Raw genomic sequence first — 15,806 nt, 5'->3', positions numbered from 1 at the left:
TTGACGCATGCGGATGATATTCACGGCCCTCGGGGGCTACGGACACGCTTTTCCGCTCATCCCGCTCGCCGTCGCCGCGCGCGACGCCGGGCACGATGTCAGTTTCGCGACCGCCGCGTCCTTCCTGCCGAACATCGAAAGAGCGGGTATCACTGGTCTCCAGGCCGGGAGCACCCCGCAGGAAGCGTTCATGGAGGAGTTGAACAAGGTCGACGGGGACCCGAGAGGGCTGCCGCCGGACGCGCTGCACCAGATCACCGGCCGGGTGTTCGGCGAAATCCTGCCACGGGCCGTCGCCGCCGATCTCGAGCCGGTGTTGGCCGAGTGGCGACCGGACCTGGTGATCTACGAGACGATGAACGCCGGTGGCGCGTTCGCGGCCAAACTCGCCGGGATCCCTTCCGCCAGCCACAACTTCGGTCGCGTGGCGGAGTACGAAGCCGGCAAAGAGATCCGCGAGCAGGTCGGGACGACCGCCGCCGAATTCGGTGTCGAGGGTGAACTGGAGACCGCGTTCGGCGACCCTGTCCTCGACATCTGCCCGGAGTCGGTGCAGTCACTGGAGTTTCTCGCCGCGGCGAAGCGGATCCCGCTGAGGCCGACCGGCTGGAGCACGCCGGGTGACCTGCCGGCCTGGATCACTGGCCGCGACCGGAGCCGCCCGCTCGCGTACCTGACTTTGGGCACCCAGTACGGGAACACCGACGTGCTGACCGAGGCGATCGCCGGCCTGGCCGTGCTCGACATCGACGTGCTGGTCGCCACCGGCCCGGCCGTCGAGGTCGAGCTGCTGGGTGACGTGCCGGGGAACGTGCGGCTCGAGAGGTGGGTGCCGCAGCACGAACTGCTGCCGCATCTGGACATCGTCGTGCACCACGGCGGGAGCGGGACGACGATGGGCGCGTTCGGCGCCGGGCTGCCGCAGCTGTTCCTGCCCCAAGGTGCCGACCAGCTCGCCAACGCCGAGGCGTCGGTCAAGGCAGGCGTTGCCGCCCAGCTCGTCGATGACGATCTCACGGCCGAAGCCGTCACGGAGAAAACCCGCGCCCTGCTGACGGACACCGCGGTCCGCGACGCCGTCCGCGCCCTCGCCAAGGAGGTCGCCGCCATGCCGGCCCCCGCCGAGGTCGTCACCACCTTGCCCGGCTACTTCCCGAGTACCTGAAGGCCCCCTGGTTACGGAGCTGCTGGTCAGCGCTGCTGGTGGTAATCCGGACTTGGCATCGCCAGTGCCTGCAGAGGCCGAGCGGGGAGGATTTAAGACGTTGAACGTCCGGAATCTTCCCCTTTCGGCTGGTGTCGGGGTTCCTTGAGGGAGGCAGGCTCCTAAACCTGTGTTGATCAAGTTCCGCGACGGTGTGATCCCGCGTTCCTGGCCCTGTCCCGCCGATCGTGTCCTGTGGATGAACTTTCAGCAGGAGGCCGGCACGATCGCGTCGGCGCAGCCCATCGCCGGATCCGTCGCGGTCTCGCCGGGACCGCGACGAAGGTGCCCCCCGCCCCAGACCCTGACGCCTTCGACCACGGGCAGGACAGTGGTCCCGTAGGGCGTGAGCCGGTAGAGGACACGCGCCGGGACCGGCCCGGTCACCACCCGTTCGACGAGTCCGTCGGCCTCGAGTTCGCGCAGTTGTTCGGCCAGCACCTTGGGCGTGATCGGCGTCCCCCGGCGGCGGAGGCCCGCGAAATGGGACTCGCCGTTGGCGAGCCAGTACAGCAGGGTCAGCTTCCATTTCCCGCCGATCGCGGCGAACGCCGCGGCCATCGGGCAGCCGGGCAGCGGGTTGGGGCGCGAGAGGTTACCTGCAGGTGCCTTCTTGTCCATGGCCGTGCTCCACTCGGATAGTCAGACCATGACCGTGCCATACAGACGAATCCTGACAGCGGGCCTTTCGGCCCTGATGCTCATCGCGACGGCGGTGTCGGGCGACGCCGCGACGTCTCCCGCGTCCTCGACGGCCACCGATGGCCAACGAGCCTTCGACTGGGAAATAGGCTCTTGGCGCTCCTCGGTACGCGTCTTGGCCGAGCCGCTGTCGGAGTCCTCGGACGCGTGGCTTCACTTCACGGGCACCAGCACCGTCCGGCCACTTCTTGACCGGCGGGCGAACGTCCTCGAATTCGAGGTCTCGGGGCCGAACGGCCGCATCGAAGCCCTCAACCTGCGGCTGTACGAGCCTCAGGCGCAGCGGTGGAGCCTGACCTTCGTCAACGTCCGCGACGGGCTGCTCACCCCGGCGGTGTACGGCGGATTCCGCGACGGCGCCGGCGAATTCTTTGGCGATGACAAGCTCGACGGGCGTCCGATCAAGGTGCGTTTCCTCATTTTCCGTCATGGCAAGGACGAGGCGAGATTCGAGCAGGCGTTCTCGGCCGACGGTGGAAAGACTTGGGAAACAAACTGGGTCGCGGTGGATCGCCGAATCCGCCGCTGAAGGTCACCGAACCGAATCGGGGGAGTCGTTCTGGGTTTCGACGACCTCTGTCGCGCCTCGTTTGCTGAACGCAGCCCAGAGATTGAAGCCGATGATGGCGATCCCGGCCGCCACCCACAGCCAGATGAAACCATTGTTCCGGGCGATTCCGCTGAAAATGCCGAAGAGAAGAATCGCCGCACCGAATATGGCGCCGAAAATCGCGACCGGCTTCGACGGTTTCACGTTGTAAGAGGCCATTGGCTGAATCTCCGATCACATCGAATCCGACGAGAGCGGACTGCCCGTTGAGTGATCACCTCAAACCGGGGCCGCGAACCCGGCGGCGATGTTACGCCGAGTGTCGTAACGGGGGAGCCGCCAAAGGGAGCAATGAAGCTAGTGGAGAGGCTCGGTCAGTGGCCGAACGGGTCGGGGACGTCGCCGGGCAGCCACGTGTGGCCAGGGGCGGTCCATCCGTTCCTCTTGAGCATGCGCCTCGCGCCTCGCGCGTGCCTGCCGACGAGGCGCTCCAGGTAGAGCTTTCCGGCGAGGTGGTCCGTCTCGTGCTGGAGGCAGCGAGCGAAGAATCCGGTGCCCTCGACGGTGATCGGTTCGCCGTGTTCATCGAAGCCGTCGACGGCGGCCCACCGTGCGCGGCCGGTGGGGAAGACCTCGCCGGGGACCGAAAGGCAGCCCTCGAGATCGTCGTCAGGATAGGGCATGGTCTCGGGGATTTCGGACGTCCGCAGGACCGGATTGACGATGTGGCCACGATAGCGCGTCCCGGTGTCGTCCGGGCAGTCGTAGCTGAAGACGCTCCGGCCGTCCCCGATCCGCCAGACCGGCCCGTTGCTCGCGACGTCGGCGGTGGGGGCGTCGTGGTGGAAGTTCGTCATACCCATCAGCCTCATGACGGGCCCGCCGGACGTCAGGAAACGGCAACAACCTGCCACCTGGTCGCGGGCTGTGGAGTTCAGGCAGTATCGGTGCCATGCGGACGAGTGACGGCCTCACGAGGGCAGGCGATTCGGTCACCGTCGTGCGCGGTGAGGAGGAGCTGTTCCGCCGGGTAGGACACCTGTTCCCGACCGTGACCGACCTCGCCTGCGCCGCCAACGACCTCGCGACCTGGGTGGCCGATCGCGGGTCGGACGAACTCACCGCGGCGGCCGAGCGCCTGCCGGGCGACCGGCGGATCCGCAAGATCTACCGATCCGGCCTGCTGCTCGACCCGGCGTCCGCGCAGGAGCTGGCGAGGATCCGCGACCGGTTCGGGGCGCAGATCCGTGTCTCCACCCAGGACGTCAACGAGACGATCATCATGGACGGCAGGCTCGTGATCCTGGCGGGCGACCTCATCGCGGGACAACGCGGCTACAGCGTCATCACCCAGCCCGAAATCGTGCAGGGAGTGCGGTCGCTGTTCGAGACGGCCTGGCGATCGGCGACCGATCTCGCCGTCTACGACGCGCAGGTCACCGAGATCCGTCAGCTCGCGCCCGCCGTGCTGGACTTGCTCGGCAGCGGAGTCAAGGACGAAGCCGCCGCCGGCCCCTCGGCCGCGGCGTGCGTACCTACCCGCCGCCGGGTGGCCGAACTGATGTCCGCGCTTGGTGCCGAGTCCCGCTTCCAAGCAGGCGTTCGGGCACGCGAACTCGGTTTGGTCTAGCGCGGCGCCGTAGCCGGCGCCGTCCACGAAACTGGCCCGCGAGTGTTCGACCGCGTTCGGGCCGGTCGGTGAGCACCGGGGAGGACGACATCCTCGGTGGGGACATGGCCGGAAAACCGGCGGATTTCGGCGGCTACCGGGGGAATCGGCTCATCGCCCATCCTGGCCGGGTCTTGTGTTCCGGAACCGCCACGGGTTGCCGATCGTCGAAGACCAACGGGTCGGCAGGCAGCTCGACCCATTGAATCCGGCGTCTCGTGCCGTGAGAGGGAAGGACGTGTCGATGCGCGAAAGCATCAGCAAGATCGGCCTGGTCAACGGAGCGGTGGTCATGATCGGAGCGTTCACCGTCGCGAACCTTGTTCTGCCCGCTACCGCGAATGCCGCACCCGCCGCCGGATGTTCGGCCTTCATGAACTCCGCGGTCAGCGGCGGCTACAAAGCCATCCTCAGCTGCAATGGCATCGGGCTCTCTTTCGTCAACGGGCTCGGCACCACCCTCACCGACGCCAGTAAGGAGGCACGTGCCCTGGCGCAGATCGCGCTCGGCGGTGGCGACACCTGCAGTGCCTTCGTGCACAACACGGTTCCAGGTGGCTACAAAGTCACACTCACCTGTGTCGACACCGGTTTGGTATCCGGTGTGGGCACCACACTGACCGACGCCTCCCGAGCCGCCCGCGCGTCCATCTGAGCGGCCGCTGACTCTCGTCCCGCGTCAGCGTCCTGGCCGGGCGGCGACCCGTTCGGCGAGGAACAGGTCGACGTTCGGGGCGACGGGTGCGCCGTCCGGCGGTGTGTCGGGTGCGGCGGTGTGCACCGGTGGGATCCGCTGCCGCATGTCGAGGTAGTGGATCTCGCCGGTGCCGACGTCGCGGGCGAAGGGCAGGAACGGGAAGCCGTCACCGTGGCCGGTGCGCTCGGCCAGGCCGCCGGGTGCGTAGATCCGGTCCACCAGCGCGCGTGCCGTGCGGGTGTCGAGCAGTTCGGACGGCGCGTCCGGCACGCGCGCGCCGTCGTGTACTTGCCACACCTCGAAAAGTGTCGCGGCACGCCGATCGTCCACTGTGTCCGGTCGACCCTGGACGGCGTACCGGAGATAGGTGGCACGCAGGTAGTCCAGGTCTTCGTGGCCGGCGGGCCCGCGCCCGGCGAGGCCATCGAGGATGTCCTCCAGCGGCGGGCAGCCACCGGGGTGGATCGCCGGGGGCTCGGCGACGAACGCGAACCGGGGCGGCAGCGACTCCCTGATGTCGTCGGCCGTCGCGTCGATGAGGTGCACCGGCAGCGGGCCGCTCATCCTGCCGTCACGGTCGAACGCGGCCTGTTCGGCGGGCCAGGTCCAGAACCAGCCGAGCGGGAAGTCCACTGTGGCCGCGAGCGTACGGGTGCGGTCCGGGTCGGTTCGCAGCGTCGTTGGCTGGCTGCCGAGCTGCCAGTGATCCGCGGCCAGCCCGCGTAACCGGGCACGGTCGCCGGCGATCACCGGTGCGTCCTGGTCGGCGGGCAGGTACGCGCTGAACGGTCGTGGTCCGAGCACGCGGACGGTGTCGAGCCGGTCCGCGAGGTGCTCGTGCCCGCCGAGCGAGTCCACGACGGAAACCGCAAGCCCGCGCCAGAAAAGCGGCAATCGTTCGTCGTCCGCGAGGTCCAGCAGCCGGGCTGGAGCGACGTCGTGGTGGACGCCACCGGTCAACCGCAACGCGAGCAGTCCGACTACTTCCTCCACAGTGGACAGTCGATGTTCCCGCCGGAGCCACGGCGCCACCGCGGCGACGGCCGCGGCGGTGTCACGCGCCTGCCACAGTAGCGCCGCGGTGACCGCGAGCGCGTCGTCCGCGTCGGTGTCCAGGTCGGGAACGGGCTCCCCGAGAACGGCGGCGGCCAACGGGTGCGCGGCGTGCGGCGCCACGAAGTCCGCCAGTGCCTCGGGAGCGACCCGCGCCACCGCGGTAAGCCACAGCCACATGTCCGCCAGGTTCTCGTCGTCGGGCCCCGGCCAGTCCGCGAGGCGCGCGGTCACCAGGTCGCGGGTGAGCACGCCCAGGTCGCACGCCAACGCGAACGCGTCCTCGGCGACGCCGCCCGGCCCCTCCGCGACCGCGAGCAGCCAGTCCCGCTCGTCGCCGGTGACGTCCTTGCCGACGGCGACCGTTCGCACCAGCCGCCGGACCGTGGGACCGGCGGCGCGCCGGTCGCCGGGAGCCGGGAGCGGGAAGGGCTTGGTCACCACGAACGCCTGATCCGCGCCCGCGTGCACCACCGTGAAGGGTGACGGCGCCGCGACCAGCCGCCGCGCCACGTCGTCATGCGGCCCTTGCCAGTGCACGAGCAGGTCGTCCACCAGCTCGCCTTTGCTCGTGAACGCCCGCTGGTGGGACTGCCAGTGCCAGAACGCGTACGGGGTCGTCGACGGCATGGCACGGTCCGCCAGTGCCGCGACCGCGTCCTCTCTGCCCTCGGACTGGGTGAAGCGGCTTCGGGACGGCGGCGCCAGCGTGAGGAAGTCCGCGTCGTCGAGGGCGGCGAACCATTTCTTCAGCACCGTGAGGTCACTGGCGGGGCGTTTGGCCATAACGCAGTATTCCCGGTTCGGCACGGGTGCCCGACCCGGATCCGCCGACGCCATCCGGCGCTCAGCTGTCGGACCGTTCTTCGAGCACTACCGCGAGGGCCGAGGCGATGAGGGCGACAGCTCGATCCTCGTCGTCGGCCAAGCGCCGCAGGACGCCCCGCGCGAGGGCCGACGGCATCTCGGCGAGTGCCTGGGTCAGGCGTATCCGCACCGCGGAGTCCGCGGTGTGTGCGGCGAGCTCGCCGACCAGCGCACCCATGATCCGGTCCGCGCACCCGGGGTCCCGTGACAACGCTCCCAGGACCTCAGCCGCCTCGACATCGTTCGTACCCTCGACCACCATGCCGACGAGTGTCGGCACGGCCGCGGTCGCGCCACGCGCACCCATGGCCAGAGCGGCAGGCCCGCGCACCGCCGCGTCCGAGTCCCCGAGTGCGTCCGTGAGTGCCGCGTTCGCCTCGTCACCGGACATCTCGGCGATCGCCAGTACCGCGCGCCGCCGGATGTCGACGTCATCCGAATGCACGCCGCCAGCCACGCCCGCCACAGCGTCACCGCCCGCCCGCGCGAGCGCCCACCGCAGGGCGCCCGCGACGTTCGGATCGGATTCGGTGAGGATCGCCCCGACCAGCAGCTCGGTGGGAACCGGCACGTCCTCGGCCGGGGCAAGGACGGTCTGCTGCCGGCGCGCGGCACTGGGCGAGGTGAGTCCGTGCAGGAGTTCCACGATGCGCAGGACGCCCTGCCAGCCGGAGGGCGCGGAGGCATCGACCGTACGGAGCCGTTCGAGTAGCTCCTGCTCCCGCTTCAGCCGGTCTTCGGTCCGTCGGATGAGGTCGCCGACCAGATCGGACGGCTCGAAGGCGGGATCCTCCAGAGCGCGTCCGATCTGGCGCAGCGACAATCCCAGGGACCGCAGGCTTTCCACATGGAAGATCCGGCGGATGTCCTCGTCGGAGTACTCGCGGTAGCCGCCAACGGTGCGGCCTGTCGGTCGCACCAGCCCGAGTGAGTCGTAGTGCCTGAGCATCCGGGTGCTCACCCCCGAGCGACGGGCCACCTCACCGATCAGCACGCTGTCACCTAGGCCCGGTCCGGGCCGAGCGCGACGAGCCGTTTCGCTTCGTCGATGGCCGAGTCGAAACTGGCATCCGGGTCGCGGAGGAGCCGCTCCGTGGCGCGGGCATGCGCCTGCACCGCCGGGTCCTTGCTCGCCAGTCCCGTCCGCAGGGCCTGCTCGATCACGTCGCCGAGTGCGACGAGTGCCCGGCTGAGACTCAGTTGCACATCCCGGTCGCCGCGACCGAGTTGTGCGGCCAGTTCCATGGCCAGCCCTTCCTTCGCATCGTCGGGCACGAGGATGATCGCGGCACGCCACGCGCTTCGCGCCACCTCGTGGTCGGCGTCGTGCAGCAACGACCGCGTGATCGCGGGCCACACACTCCCGTCCCCGATCTTGGACAGCGTGTGCAACGCCTGGCTCCGGGCCTGAGCGTGCTCGGAACCGAGCTCCGCGCGCAGTCTTGGCACCGTGATCTCCGGCGAGAGGCGGGTCAACGCCCAGACGAGCATGTCGCGCACGAAGAAGTCCGGCTCGATCGCGCTCCGCTCCATGAGCGCGTCGAGGAAGCCGGGGTCGGGGTGCGTGCCGGCCGCCAGAGCCGCCTGAAGCCGCACCGACGAGTCTTCGGCGCTCAAGGCGCGGAGCACGTGGGTGTTCTGTGAATTCGTGTGTGGCGAGTTGACGGGGACCACCTCCTTCACCCAGTGAAGACCTTGTCACAGTGTCAATGTCAAGGGTTGTGGCCCTGTTCGAACCTATCCACGTCTTAGTACGAGGACTCCATCGCGCGGTCGAACCGCCCGACGAGGCTGGCGGCGATGGCCACCGTCCAGCGGCGCCGTTGACCGCTCGTCCGTCTTGGACGTCGACGCTTTTGCTCACGACTCCGACCACCCCTGATCCGTAGCTTCCCGTGGGTTCGGGGTGTCGGAGTCTTCGCGCCTTCACGCGGCCTCAGTCGATGAGGACGTTCTTGTAGAACAGGTTGGCGTAGCGGTTGGGATTGTCCATGCTGCTGCGTGACCCGAAGCCCATGTACAACCGGGTCTCCCCGGCCAGGCTCCGGTAGATCCCGAGGCCCTCCGGCTCGCGGTACACCAGCGACTTCCCCGCTTTGGTCAGCGCGCGGCTCTTCACCTTGCCGGTGTTCATGTCGATGCACGTGACGTAGGAGTCGATGTCGGCGGGGTTCGCGTGGCCCGTACCGTCCAATGTGTACAGATACTGGCCGTGGATGGTGTATCCCTGGAACGTCACGGGCTCGTCGGCCAGCGCGGGCTGCGCGAAGTGCGCCAGCGGCGCGCTGAAGTCGCCGGCGGCGGCGGACGCGAGCGGGTAGACGCTGATGAACATCTTGCCGCCTTCCTTGCGGCGTACCGCGATCCGCTTGGTGATCGGATCGGTGGCACAGGTGATCGTGTCGCTGCCGGTGAGGAACTTCTTCACCGACGGCGTGCCACCGTTGACGAACTTGAACCTGGCCAGCGCCGTCCCGCGACCGTCACCGGTGGGTCCGTCCGAGTCGCATTCCATCCAGAGGTAGGAGTCGGTGCCCACCGGTTCGACGCCGATCGAGACACCGTGCCCGGCGTTGGCGAGATGCATCGAGCCCTGGATCTCCCCGGAGAAGTTGACCTGGGTGACGCACAGGTCGTCCCCGGTCCCGCCGTTGCGGGCGTTCACGATGAAGATGCGCACGTTCTGGTTGTCGAAGGCGAAGCCCTGCATCACGTGGTGCGACTCGTGCAGGAGCTTGCCGCGGAACTCGTCGTAGGACGGTTCGGTGAGGTCGAAACGCTTGGACACCGGCATCGCGGTGATCGCGGCCGAAGCCGGTCCGGCGGACATCGCGCCGGCGCCGAGCAGTACCGTCGTCGCGGCGAGACCGCCACCGGTGCGCAGCAGCGAACGGCGAGAGAACGTGGATCGGACAAGATCCGTGGGCACTTGCTCAGGCATGAGCGCTCGCCTTCGTCGATTTTCGCGGTCCGATCGAAAATTCTTCAAGCTCGTACAAGATTCGTACAAATCGGCGGCGAGCACCGGTCCCTGGTGGTGTGGACTTGCCAGAATCATGGGCTGGTGCCGTGTGTCGTGGTGATCCGGGGACAGGCTTTTCGTGAAAGGTCTCCGATGCGTCAACCGGTTAAGGGCCGCCTGCAGGCGCTGGCCGCTGTCGACCAGGGCCTCGTACGGCGGCCCGCCCTCGGCTGGGGCGGTGGCTTTCCGCCGGATGAGAACGCGGGGACGCCGGCCGAAGGCGTGCCGGACAAAGCGCTCGACGAGGTTCTCCGGGATGGCTGGATCGCCGTTCCCGATGTTCCGGTCGAGCCGCGCGAGTCGGTCCTGGCCACGTTGGCCGACGAGGGCCGCGCCATCCTCACGCACTTCGATAAGGACGACAGCGGTTGCTGGCGCTAGCCGGATCGCGGGCGTCATGCCGAGGCTTGGGCTGGACACCGCGCGCGTGCTGAGGGTGGGCAGGCGTCAATTGCTGGTCAAGGTCGGCGAGCTGGCGTCACGGTTGTCCCAGTGTCCCCAAGGATCACAGCGGCGGGTAGTGAAGGGCTTCTTGCCTGCCCGGGGTCATACCGGTTGCGGCTCTTGCAGGCACGAGCGATGTCGAGTCCCGACGAGGTGAGCGGCGCGGGTGACCCCATCCGCCACCTTTATCTGGTCCTTCGATATATCGACCGCGACCTTCTGCACCAGCCCATCGAGCAACGCGATGTCGACACCGTCGAGACTCGGAGCGACAGGGTCCAGCACACTCCGGCGTACGGTCGAGCCGGGGGAGGGCCTGCGATGGCGCCGGTCAGCGATGTGCCGGGACAGGGGGCAGGTCGGTCTTCCGGGGTGCCGGTCGCGGGTCCGGACCACCGAAGTCGGCCACCCGGTCCCAGATCCAGTCGGCCATCGACGCGGCGACGGGCTCGTCGGGGTGTCCGGGGCGACGTTTGGCCAGTGCCCCGAACGCAAGGGCGACCAGGTACGCCCCGGCGTCGTCGGTCATCACCTGTTCCCACATCTCGTTCTCAGGCCAGTCCGGATGCGCCGCCGGGTCGGCTTCGATCTCGGTGCCCATGGTGATGATCTCGGCTGCCGACAGCAGGCGGAACGGCTCGGCAAGGCCCCAGGCGGAACCGGAACCGGGCTGCTGGCCGTCGTGCCAGGCCACCAGATCCTCCGCGACCATGGACCCGATCTTGTCGGCATCGGGCTCATCGGAGATCGAGGCTCCCGGTCGCAGGGTGGCGCGCAGGCCGGCGGGCATCACGTCGTCCAGCGCCGCCAGCGCGGAGGCCAGGTCGGTGCCGAGCATCTGGTCGCGGAGTTGCCGCCACCCCAGCTCGATCACCCCGGTGCGGCGGATGTCCTCCAGGGTGATGTCCTGGGCGTGAGCGTTTTCGGCGATCCGTTGCATCGCCCGAGCCGTCTCCACCAAGTTCTGCATCTGGTCTTCGGTCGGATTTTCGCGCAGCAGCCGCAGACCGAGGTGTTCGGCGTCGGTGAACCGGTACTGCACCAGGTAGGACCAGCCGAGCATCAGAACGACCCAGGAGTTCGCCGCATCGGCCCGGATGGCCTCCTCTGCCGCGGGGACGAACCGATCGAGTGGTGCGAAGCTTCCCAGCAGATACACCGCGCGTTTCCCGAGTGCCTTGCGCAGTTCGTCCGGCGCCGTCCGGGCGCACAGGGCGACCGCTTCGTCGAGTTGCCGCCACCCGTCCTCGTGCTCCCCGCAGAGCGCCTGGGCGGACCCCAGTTCTATCCAGTCGTCCCACTCCTCGTGTTCCTCGGCCAGCACGGTCCGCGCCCACCGCAGCGCCTCGGGATGATCGTGCTCGGCGAACGCCAAATGCCGGAGGGCACGAGCCGCGTTGACGAATTGGCGGTCGCGGCGACCAGCCACTCGGAGGTAAAGACGACGCGCTTCGTCAGCCTCGCCACAGATCTCGCGGTGATTGCCGAGCAACAGCGACACGCTGCTTCGCTCCGGCTGGGCCGCGAGCACCTGCAGCGCCAGTTCGGCGACCTTGGGATGCGCCGGCTGTGCCGCGAAAAGCTCCCAGGCCAGGTCCAGGGTCCGCTCCACGGCGTCGGCGTCATCGGAGGCCTTGCGTCCGAAGTCGCTCATCGCATTCCTCGCTTGACCCGGTACGCCCGGAGTTGGTCGAAGGTGCCGTCGTCGACGCCGTACTCCAGCACTGGCGCCACCTGGTCGAACCAGGACATCGTGGACGGGATGATGCCGCCGGCCGCCGCCAGTATCGCTTCGGTGGTGACCGGCACCAGCTCACCCCTGTTCATCGACTCGACCATCGCCTCCTGCAGCACGGTGGTCGTCAAGTGACTGAGATCCGCACCGGAGAATCCTTCGGTCGCCGCCGAGACGGCCACGACATCGACATCGCCGGCAGGCTTGCCAGCCAGCGTGCCCTGGACGATCGCCGCCCTGGCGACCGCGTCCGGTGGCAACACCAGCACCGTCTTGTCGATCCGGCCCGGTCGACGCAGCGCGGAGTCGATGTCCCACGGCCGGTTCGTCGCGGTCAGGAAGTAGACCCCGTCGTTCGCGCCGGCCACGCCGTCGAGCTCCTCCAGCAGCTGAGTGACGAGCATCCGCATCGAGTGAGACCCGCCGCCACCGGAGCTACGCCGTCCGCCGAGCGCGTCGAACTCGTCGAAGAAGATCACACACGGTGCTGCCGCGCGGGCATGGCGGAACACGCTCTGGATCGCCTTCTCGCTCTCCCCGATCCACTTGCTGAGCAGATCCGCGAGGGTCACGTGGATGAAGGACGCGCCGAGATCGCCGGCGATCGCCCTGGCGATGAACGTCTTGCCACAACCGGGTGGGCCGTACATCAGCAGCGACCCGCCCGGCTTCTGCCCGAACGCCGCCGCCAACTCGGGATTGCGCAGCGGAGCGAGAAACGTGGTGTCCAGGTGCCGCTTGACCTCGGCGAGCCCCGCGACGTCGGCCAGCGTCACCGCCGGGCGCTCGGTGTCCCACAGCGACGCCGAAACAGCGGCACCGCTGTCTCGACGGTCCTCGTCGGCCGGGGTCGGAACCGGGTTCGGCTCGTTTCCCCCGGACCGAACGGACTCGGCGGCCGGTGACGGGTTCGAGGCTCGCAGCCGCGCCGCCATCAGCCGGGCGCGCAGCAGACGGATCCGCACCGGATCACCGCCGAGGGCCTCGAACGCCGCCAGTTCGGTGGCGGCGCGGTCCGGGTCGTGCTCCAGCAGCAGCGTGACGAAGTCCTCGTGCAGCGCCAGATTACCGGGGTCGGCCCCCACCTCACGCGCGATCACTTCGACGAAGCTGTCGCTCGGATTTTCACCGATCACCGCGCGGCCCCTTCGATCCAACCCTTGAGCACACCCAGATTCGCCAGCGGGATGTAGTGACCGATCCGCGGATGGTCCAGCGTCACACCGACGACGCCGGTCTTGTCGAACGAGGCGACGTAGTCGACCGCAGCCGGCATCGGCACGCCGTACAACGGCACCGTGCCACCCTCCGAATCGACCAGCCCGAGGACACGGGCGGCTTCGTTCGCCCGCGCGGAGCTGCTGTAGAGGCAAATCATCGGCCCCTGCTCGGAGGCCACAGCGTAGGGACGGAGCCGGTCGGTCGAGCCGCGCGCGATGAAGAACCAGTGCTCCAGACAGGCCACCTGCCGCCACAGCGCGATCTGCGCCGCGGTGTCTCCTGCGGGCGCTGCTTTGACCGCCTCGTCGAGACGGTCCAGTTCGGCGACCAGCTCGGGGCTGTTGTCCGTGGTCATGCGGTTCTCTCTCGTCTGAGCTCAGCAGGCCCTGACGATGACCGAGTGCGCCTTGCCGCCGAGGTCGAGGATCTTCACATCCCGGTTACCGGCTGGCACGCGAACCTGATAGGTGCCGGGGTCGACCGGGTAGCCGAAGTAACTGCCCGCCGGGGCGGCGCCGGTGCCGGCGATCATCGAGCCGTTGGTGCGGTGGATCGTGGTGGGGACCGCTTTGCCGCAGTTGTTGGAGATGTAGATCTTGCCCTTGGTCGCAGCGGCGGCGGAACCCGCGCCGAGGACCGACATGACCAGACCTGCGGTGGCCAGAACGGTGAGAACGCGCGGGGTGGTCGTCATGGTGCTCCTCTGGGATGTCGTGGGGGTCGGCCACAAGATAGCCGCGGGCGTGTCCGCGCACTGTCGGTCGAACGAACCACACCGCCCTGGATCCGTCGGTGATGTAGGTCTCGCGCGGTGGCTTCTACGCAAGGAAAAGCCAGAAGGACGATCACCTGTGGCCCACCGGGTGGCAGATGCTACGGGAGCGGCTCTGACGCTGGGTTAGGGTCCGGGCTGTGGAAAGCCTGTTCCTGACCCGGGTGCTGGGTGTGCTTCGTTCCGCCGGTGACGAAGCGCTGTTCGTGCTGGATGGCCGGGTGACCAGCTACGGGCAGGCGCTCGACTTGGTGTTCCGGTTGTACGCGGGGTTGCCCGAGGGCGGGGTTGTCGCCATCGACGCGGGCAACCGGCCGGAGACCGTTCTCCTGCAGATCGCCGCGCAGCTCCGGGGTGCCACGGTTCTGCTCGTCGCCGCTTCGGCGAGCTTGCCGGATCGTCTCGCGGCGGTGTCGGCGGCCGGGGTCACGACGCTGGTGACCGATCAGGTGACGGAATGGCCCGCCGACGACGGGCGTGTGGTCTCGCTCGACGAACTGGTGACCCGCGAAGGTACCGAGCCTGCCGCCCTGCCGGGGTCGGTCACGGTCATCTTTCCCACCGGGGGAACCACCGGGGTGCCGAAACTCATCCGGCACAGTGGGATCTACGACGGGATGGCGCATATCTTCGCGCCGGATCCGGCGGGGCCGGGGCGCACGCTGCTGATCGCACCGATGACGCACATGACCGGGAACGCCACCGTGCTGGGTGCGCTTCTGCGGCGGGAAACTGTGGTGCTGCAGAAGGGTTTCGACGTGCGCGCCGTACTGGACGCGATCGCGGAGCACCGGGTCACCTCGGTGTCGCTCACGCCGGCGCGGCTGGCGGCGGTGCTCGATCATCGGGCCATGGCGTCGACCGACGTCAGTAGTGTGCGGCAGCTTTCGCTGGGGGCCGCGCCGCTTCCGCCACGACGGCTGGCCCAGGCGCTCGACGTGTTCGGGCCGGTGGTCGGGCAGGGCTACGGCCTCACCGAGGCGCCGATGATCGCGAGTATTTCCGCGGTGGAACTCGACGGGCGGCCGGAGCGGCTCGAATCCGTGGGCCGGATCGTGCCGGGTATGGAGGCGCGGATCGACGACGGCGAGATTCTGGTGCGCGGACTGTCCATGATGGATGGTTACCACGGCGCGCCGCCGATCAGGGACGGATGGTTGCGCACAGGCGATCTCGGCCGGTTCGACGACGAGGGGTATCTGTACCTGCTGGACCGCGCGAACGACGTCATCATCACCGGCGAGCACGGCACCAAGGTGTTCTCGACCGTGGTCGAAAACGCGCTCGCGCGGCATCCGCTGGTCCGTTCGGTGGCCGTGTTCGGCGTCCCGGGTGAAGGCGGCGAGGGAGAACGGGTGCACGCCGTGGTCGTGCCGGTTTCTCCAGGCACGCTGTCGGCCGACGAGATTCGGGCGCACGCCAGGGATTTCTTCGGACGTGAGCATTTCGTCCCGTCCGATGTGGACTTCGCCGACGCCTTGCCGCTGACCGCGATCGGCAAGGTCGACAAGCGGGCGTTACGCGCGCCATTCTGGACGGGACACGATCGTCACATCGCCTGAGCACGCCCTTTTCGTGGCTGGCTGCCTGTCGCCGTCACGTTCGGGTTGGCGGTGTGGTGACCGGGTGAATTTCAGGCCCGACAGCCATGTAGGTGCGAGACATGTTGTTGATTTTCTTCTTGGTCGGCGGGTGGGAGTTCTGGGGTGTCCAGCGGTGGCCGATCGTTTTGGACGGCATGTTTGTTCTTGTCGGCGACGATCTGGCGTTTGGGGTTGCGTTCGGGCTGCGGTCGGCGGCGGTGGTGAACGGGTGGTTGCGTGAGTTGTCGTCGAGCGGTTGCCCGGTACCGTCCTCGTGGGGGTCGTAC

At 68.5% G+C, this 15,806-nt stretch carries 18 protein-coding genes; 6 read left to right on the top strand and 12 right to left on the bottom strand.

The genetic code is table 11. From position 1 onward, the window contains the following. Positions 1-7 precede the first annotated feature (7 nt). A complete protein-coding gene (locus ACM6LU_RS23645; RefSeq protein WP_414939934.1) occupies positions 8-1,165 on the top strand; it encodes a glycosyltransferase in 1,158 nt (385 codons plus the stop codon). Between the two features lie 246 nt (positions 1,166-1,411). Here ACM6LU_RS23645 and ACM6LU_RS23640 read toward each other — a convergent pair whose 3' ends face one another. Then, complete coding sequence (locus tag ACM6LU_RS23640; protein ID WP_414939933.1) at positions 1,412-1,825, bottom strand: winged helix-turn-helix transcriptional regulator; 414 nt, start codon at positions 1,823-1,825, stop codon at positions 1,412-1,414. Between ACM6LU_RS23640 and ACM6LU_RS23635 the strand changes: the two genes are divergently transcribed. After that, a complete protein-coding gene (locus tag ACM6LU_RS23635) occupies positions 1,824-2,435 on the top strand; it encodes a hypothetical protein (RefSeq protein WP_414939932.1) in 612 nt (203 codons plus the stop codon). The genes ACM6LU_RS23640 and ACM6LU_RS23635 overlap by 2 nt on opposite strands. A 3-nt stretch (positions 2,436-2,438) precedes the next feature. Here ACM6LU_RS23635 and ACM6LU_RS23630 read toward each other — a convergent pair whose 3' ends face one another. Further along, the gene (locus tag ACM6LU_RS23630) at positions 2,439-2,675 is read right to left on the bottom strand and encodes a hypothetical protein (protein WP_414939931.1); all 237 of its coding nucleotides are present in this window, start codon (positions 2,673-2,675) and stop codon (positions 2,439-2,441) included. A 155-nt stretch (positions 2,676-2,830) separates the two neighbouring features. Then, the gene (locus ACM6LU_RS23625; protein WP_414939930.1) at positions 2,831-3,313 is read right to left on the bottom strand and encodes a peptide deformylase; all 483 of its coding nucleotides are present in this window, start codon (positions 3,311-3,313) and stop codon (positions 2,831-2,833) included. A gap of 95 nt (positions 3,314-3,408) precedes the next feature. Here ACM6LU_RS23625 and ACM6LU_RS23620 point away from each other — a divergent pair, with 95 nt between their 5' ends. Then, positions 3,409-4,086 (top strand): DNA-binding response regulator, encoded by a 678-nt coding sequence (locus ACM6LU_RS23620; protein ID WP_414939929.1) that lies wholly within the window; start codon positions 3,409-3,411, stop codon positions 4,084-4,086. A 196-nt stretch (positions 4,087-4,282) separates the two neighbouring features. Next, on the top strand, positions 4,283-4,780 hold the full coding sequence (locus ACM6LU_RS23615) for a hypothetical protein (RefSeq protein WP_414939928.1): 498 nt from the start codon (positions 4,283-4,285) through the stop codon (positions 4,778-4,780). Between the two features lie 24 nt (positions 4,781-4,804). Here ACM6LU_RS23615 and ACM6LU_RS23610 read toward each other — a convergent pair whose 3' ends face one another. From ACM6LU_RS23610 to ACM6LU_RS23595, 4 genes are all read right to left on the bottom strand, one after another. Beyond that, positions 4,805-6,661 (bottom strand): hypothetical protein, encoded by a 1,857-nt coding sequence (locus ACM6LU_RS23610; protein WP_414939927.1) that lies wholly within the window; start codon positions 6,659-6,661, stop codon positions 4,805-4,807. 61 nt (positions 6,662-6,722) lie between these two features. Further along, entirely contained in the window at positions 6,723-7,736 is a 1,014-nt protein-coding gene (locus ACM6LU_RS23605; RefSeq protein WP_414939926.1) for a MerR family transcriptional regulator, read from the bottom strand. A gap of 8 nt (positions 7,737-7,744) precedes the next feature. Next, complete coding sequence (locus ACM6LU_RS23600; RefSeq protein WP_414939925.1) at positions 7,745-8,425, bottom strand: HEAT repeat domain-containing protein; 681 nt, start codon at positions 8,423-8,425, stop codon at positions 7,745-7,747. A gap of 253 nt (positions 8,426-8,678) precedes the next feature. After that, positions 8,679-9,683, bottom strand: coding sequence for a teichoic acid biosynthesis protein C (locus ACM6LU_RS23595; RefSeq protein ID WP_414939924.1), 1,005 nt, complete (start codon positions 9,681-9,683; stop codon positions 8,679-8,681). A gap of 174 nt (positions 9,684-9,857) precedes the next feature. Here ACM6LU_RS23595 and ACM6LU_RS23590 point away from each other — a divergent pair, with 174 nt between their 5' ends. Continuing rightward, positions 9,858-10,145, top strand: a complete 288-nt coding sequence (locus tag ACM6LU_RS23590; RefSeq protein WP_414939923.1) for a hypothetical protein — start codon at positions 9,858-9,860, stop codon at positions 10,143-10,145. Between the two features lie 394 nt (positions 10,146-10,539). Here the strand turns inward: ACM6LU_RS23590 and ACM6LU_RS23585 are convergent, their stop codons facing one another. From ACM6LU_RS23585 to ACM6LU_RS23570, 4 genes are read right to left on the bottom strand one after another with little or no spacing between them, the layout of a single operon-like run. Continuing rightward, entirely contained in the window at positions 10,540-11,862 is a 1,323-nt protein-coding gene (locus ACM6LU_RS23585; RefSeq protein ID WP_414939922.1) for a tetratricopeptide repeat protein, read from the bottom strand. Next, positions 11,859-13,079 carry an ATP-binding protein gene (locus ACM6LU_RS23580; RefSeq protein ID WP_414939921.1) on the bottom strand — a complete coding sequence of 407 codons (1,221 nt, stop codon included), beginning with the start codon at positions 13,077-13,079 and terminating at the stop codon, positions 11,859-11,861. Before ACM6LU_RS23580 ends, ACM6LU_RS23585 begins: the two co-directional genes overlap by 4 nt. After that, positions 13,076-13,519: a hypothetical protein gene (locus ACM6LU_RS23575; protein ID WP_414939920.1), complete on the bottom strand. Its 444-nt coding sequence runs from the start codon at positions 13,517-13,519 to the stop codon at positions 13,076-13,078. Before ACM6LU_RS23575 ends, ACM6LU_RS23580 begins: the two co-directional genes overlap by 4 nt. Positions 13,520-13,540: 21 nt before the next feature. Next, a complete protein-coding gene (locus ACM6LU_RS23570; protein WP_414939919.1) occupies positions 13,541-13,858 on the bottom strand; it encodes a hypothetical protein in 318 nt (105 codons plus the stop codon). A 218-nt stretch (positions 13,859-14,076) separates the two neighbouring features. Between ACM6LU_RS23570 and ACM6LU_RS23565 the strand changes: the two genes are divergently transcribed. Then, a complete protein-coding gene (locus ACM6LU_RS23565; RefSeq protein ID WP_414939918.1) occupies positions 14,077-15,498 on the top strand; it encodes an AMP-binding protein in 1,422 nt (473 codons plus the stop codon). A 34-nt stretch (positions 15,499-15,532) separates the two neighbouring features. Here ACM6LU_RS23565 and ACM6LU_RS23560 read toward each other — a convergent pair. Next, the coding region (locus tag ACM6LU_RS23560; RefSeq protein WP_414939917.1) for a hypothetical protein at positions 15,533-15,806 on the bottom strand (274 nt) is incomplete at its 5' end.

The organism is Amycolatopsis sp. cmx-11-51, assembly GCF_047608665.1.
Taxonomy (GTDB): domain Bacteria; phylum Actinomycetota; class Actinomycetes; order Mycobacteriales; family Pseudonocardiaceae; genus Amycolatopsis.
This window is presented reverse-complemented; position numbering and strand designations above follow the sequence as displayed.

Bases quoted from the DNA above. Each gene is read 5' to 3' on its own strand.
- ACM6LU_RS23595 (WP_414939924.1), bottom strand. From the start codon at position 9,683: ATGCCTGAGCAAGTGCCCACGGATCTTGTCCGATCCACGTTCTCTCGC.
- ACM6LU_RS23630 (WP_414939931.1), bottom strand. From the start codon at position 2,675: ATGGCCTCTTACAACGTGAAACCGTCGAAGCCGGTCGCGATTTTCGGC.
- ACM6LU_RS23635 (WP_414939932.1), top strand. From the start codon at position 1,824: ATGGCCGTGCTCCACTCGGATAGTCAGACCATGACCGTGCCATACAGA.
- ACM6LU_RS23575 (WP_414939920.1), bottom strand. From the start codon at position 13,519: ATGACCACGGACAACAGCCCCGAGCTGGTCGCCGAACTGGACCGTCTC.
- ACM6LU_RS23625 (WP_414939930.1), bottom strand. From the start codon at position 3,313: ATGACGAACTTCCACCACGACGCCCCCACCGCCGACGTCGCGAGCAAC.
- ACM6LU_RS23585 (WP_414939922.1), bottom strand. From the start codon at position 11,862: ATGAGCGACTTCGGACGCAAGGCCTCCGATGACGCCGACGCCGTGGAG.
- ACM6LU_RS23645 (WP_414939934.1), top strand. From the start codon at position 8: ATGCGGATGATATTCACGGCCCTCGGGGGCTACGGACACGCTTTTCCG.
- ACM6LU_RS23590 (WP_414939923.1), top strand. From the start codon at position 9,858: ATGCGTCAACCGGTTAAGGGCCGCCTGCAGGCGCTGGCCGCTGTCGAC.
- ACM6LU_RS23610 (WP_414939927.1), bottom strand. From the start codon at position 6,661: ATGGCCAAACGCCCCGCCAGTGACCTCACGGTGCTGAAGAAATGGTTC.
- ACM6LU_RS23640 (WP_414939933.1), bottom strand. From the start codon at position 1,825: ATGGACAAGAAGGCACCTGCAGGTAACCTCTCGCGCCCCAACCCGCTG.
- ACM6LU_RS23570 (WP_414939919.1), bottom strand. From the start codon at position 13,858: ATGACGACCACCCCGCGCGTTCTCACCGTTCTGGCCACCGCAGGTCTG.
- ACM6LU_RS23620 (WP_414939929.1), top strand. From the start codon at position 3,409: ATGCGGACGAGTGACGGCCTCACGAGGGCAGGCGATTCGGTCACCGTC.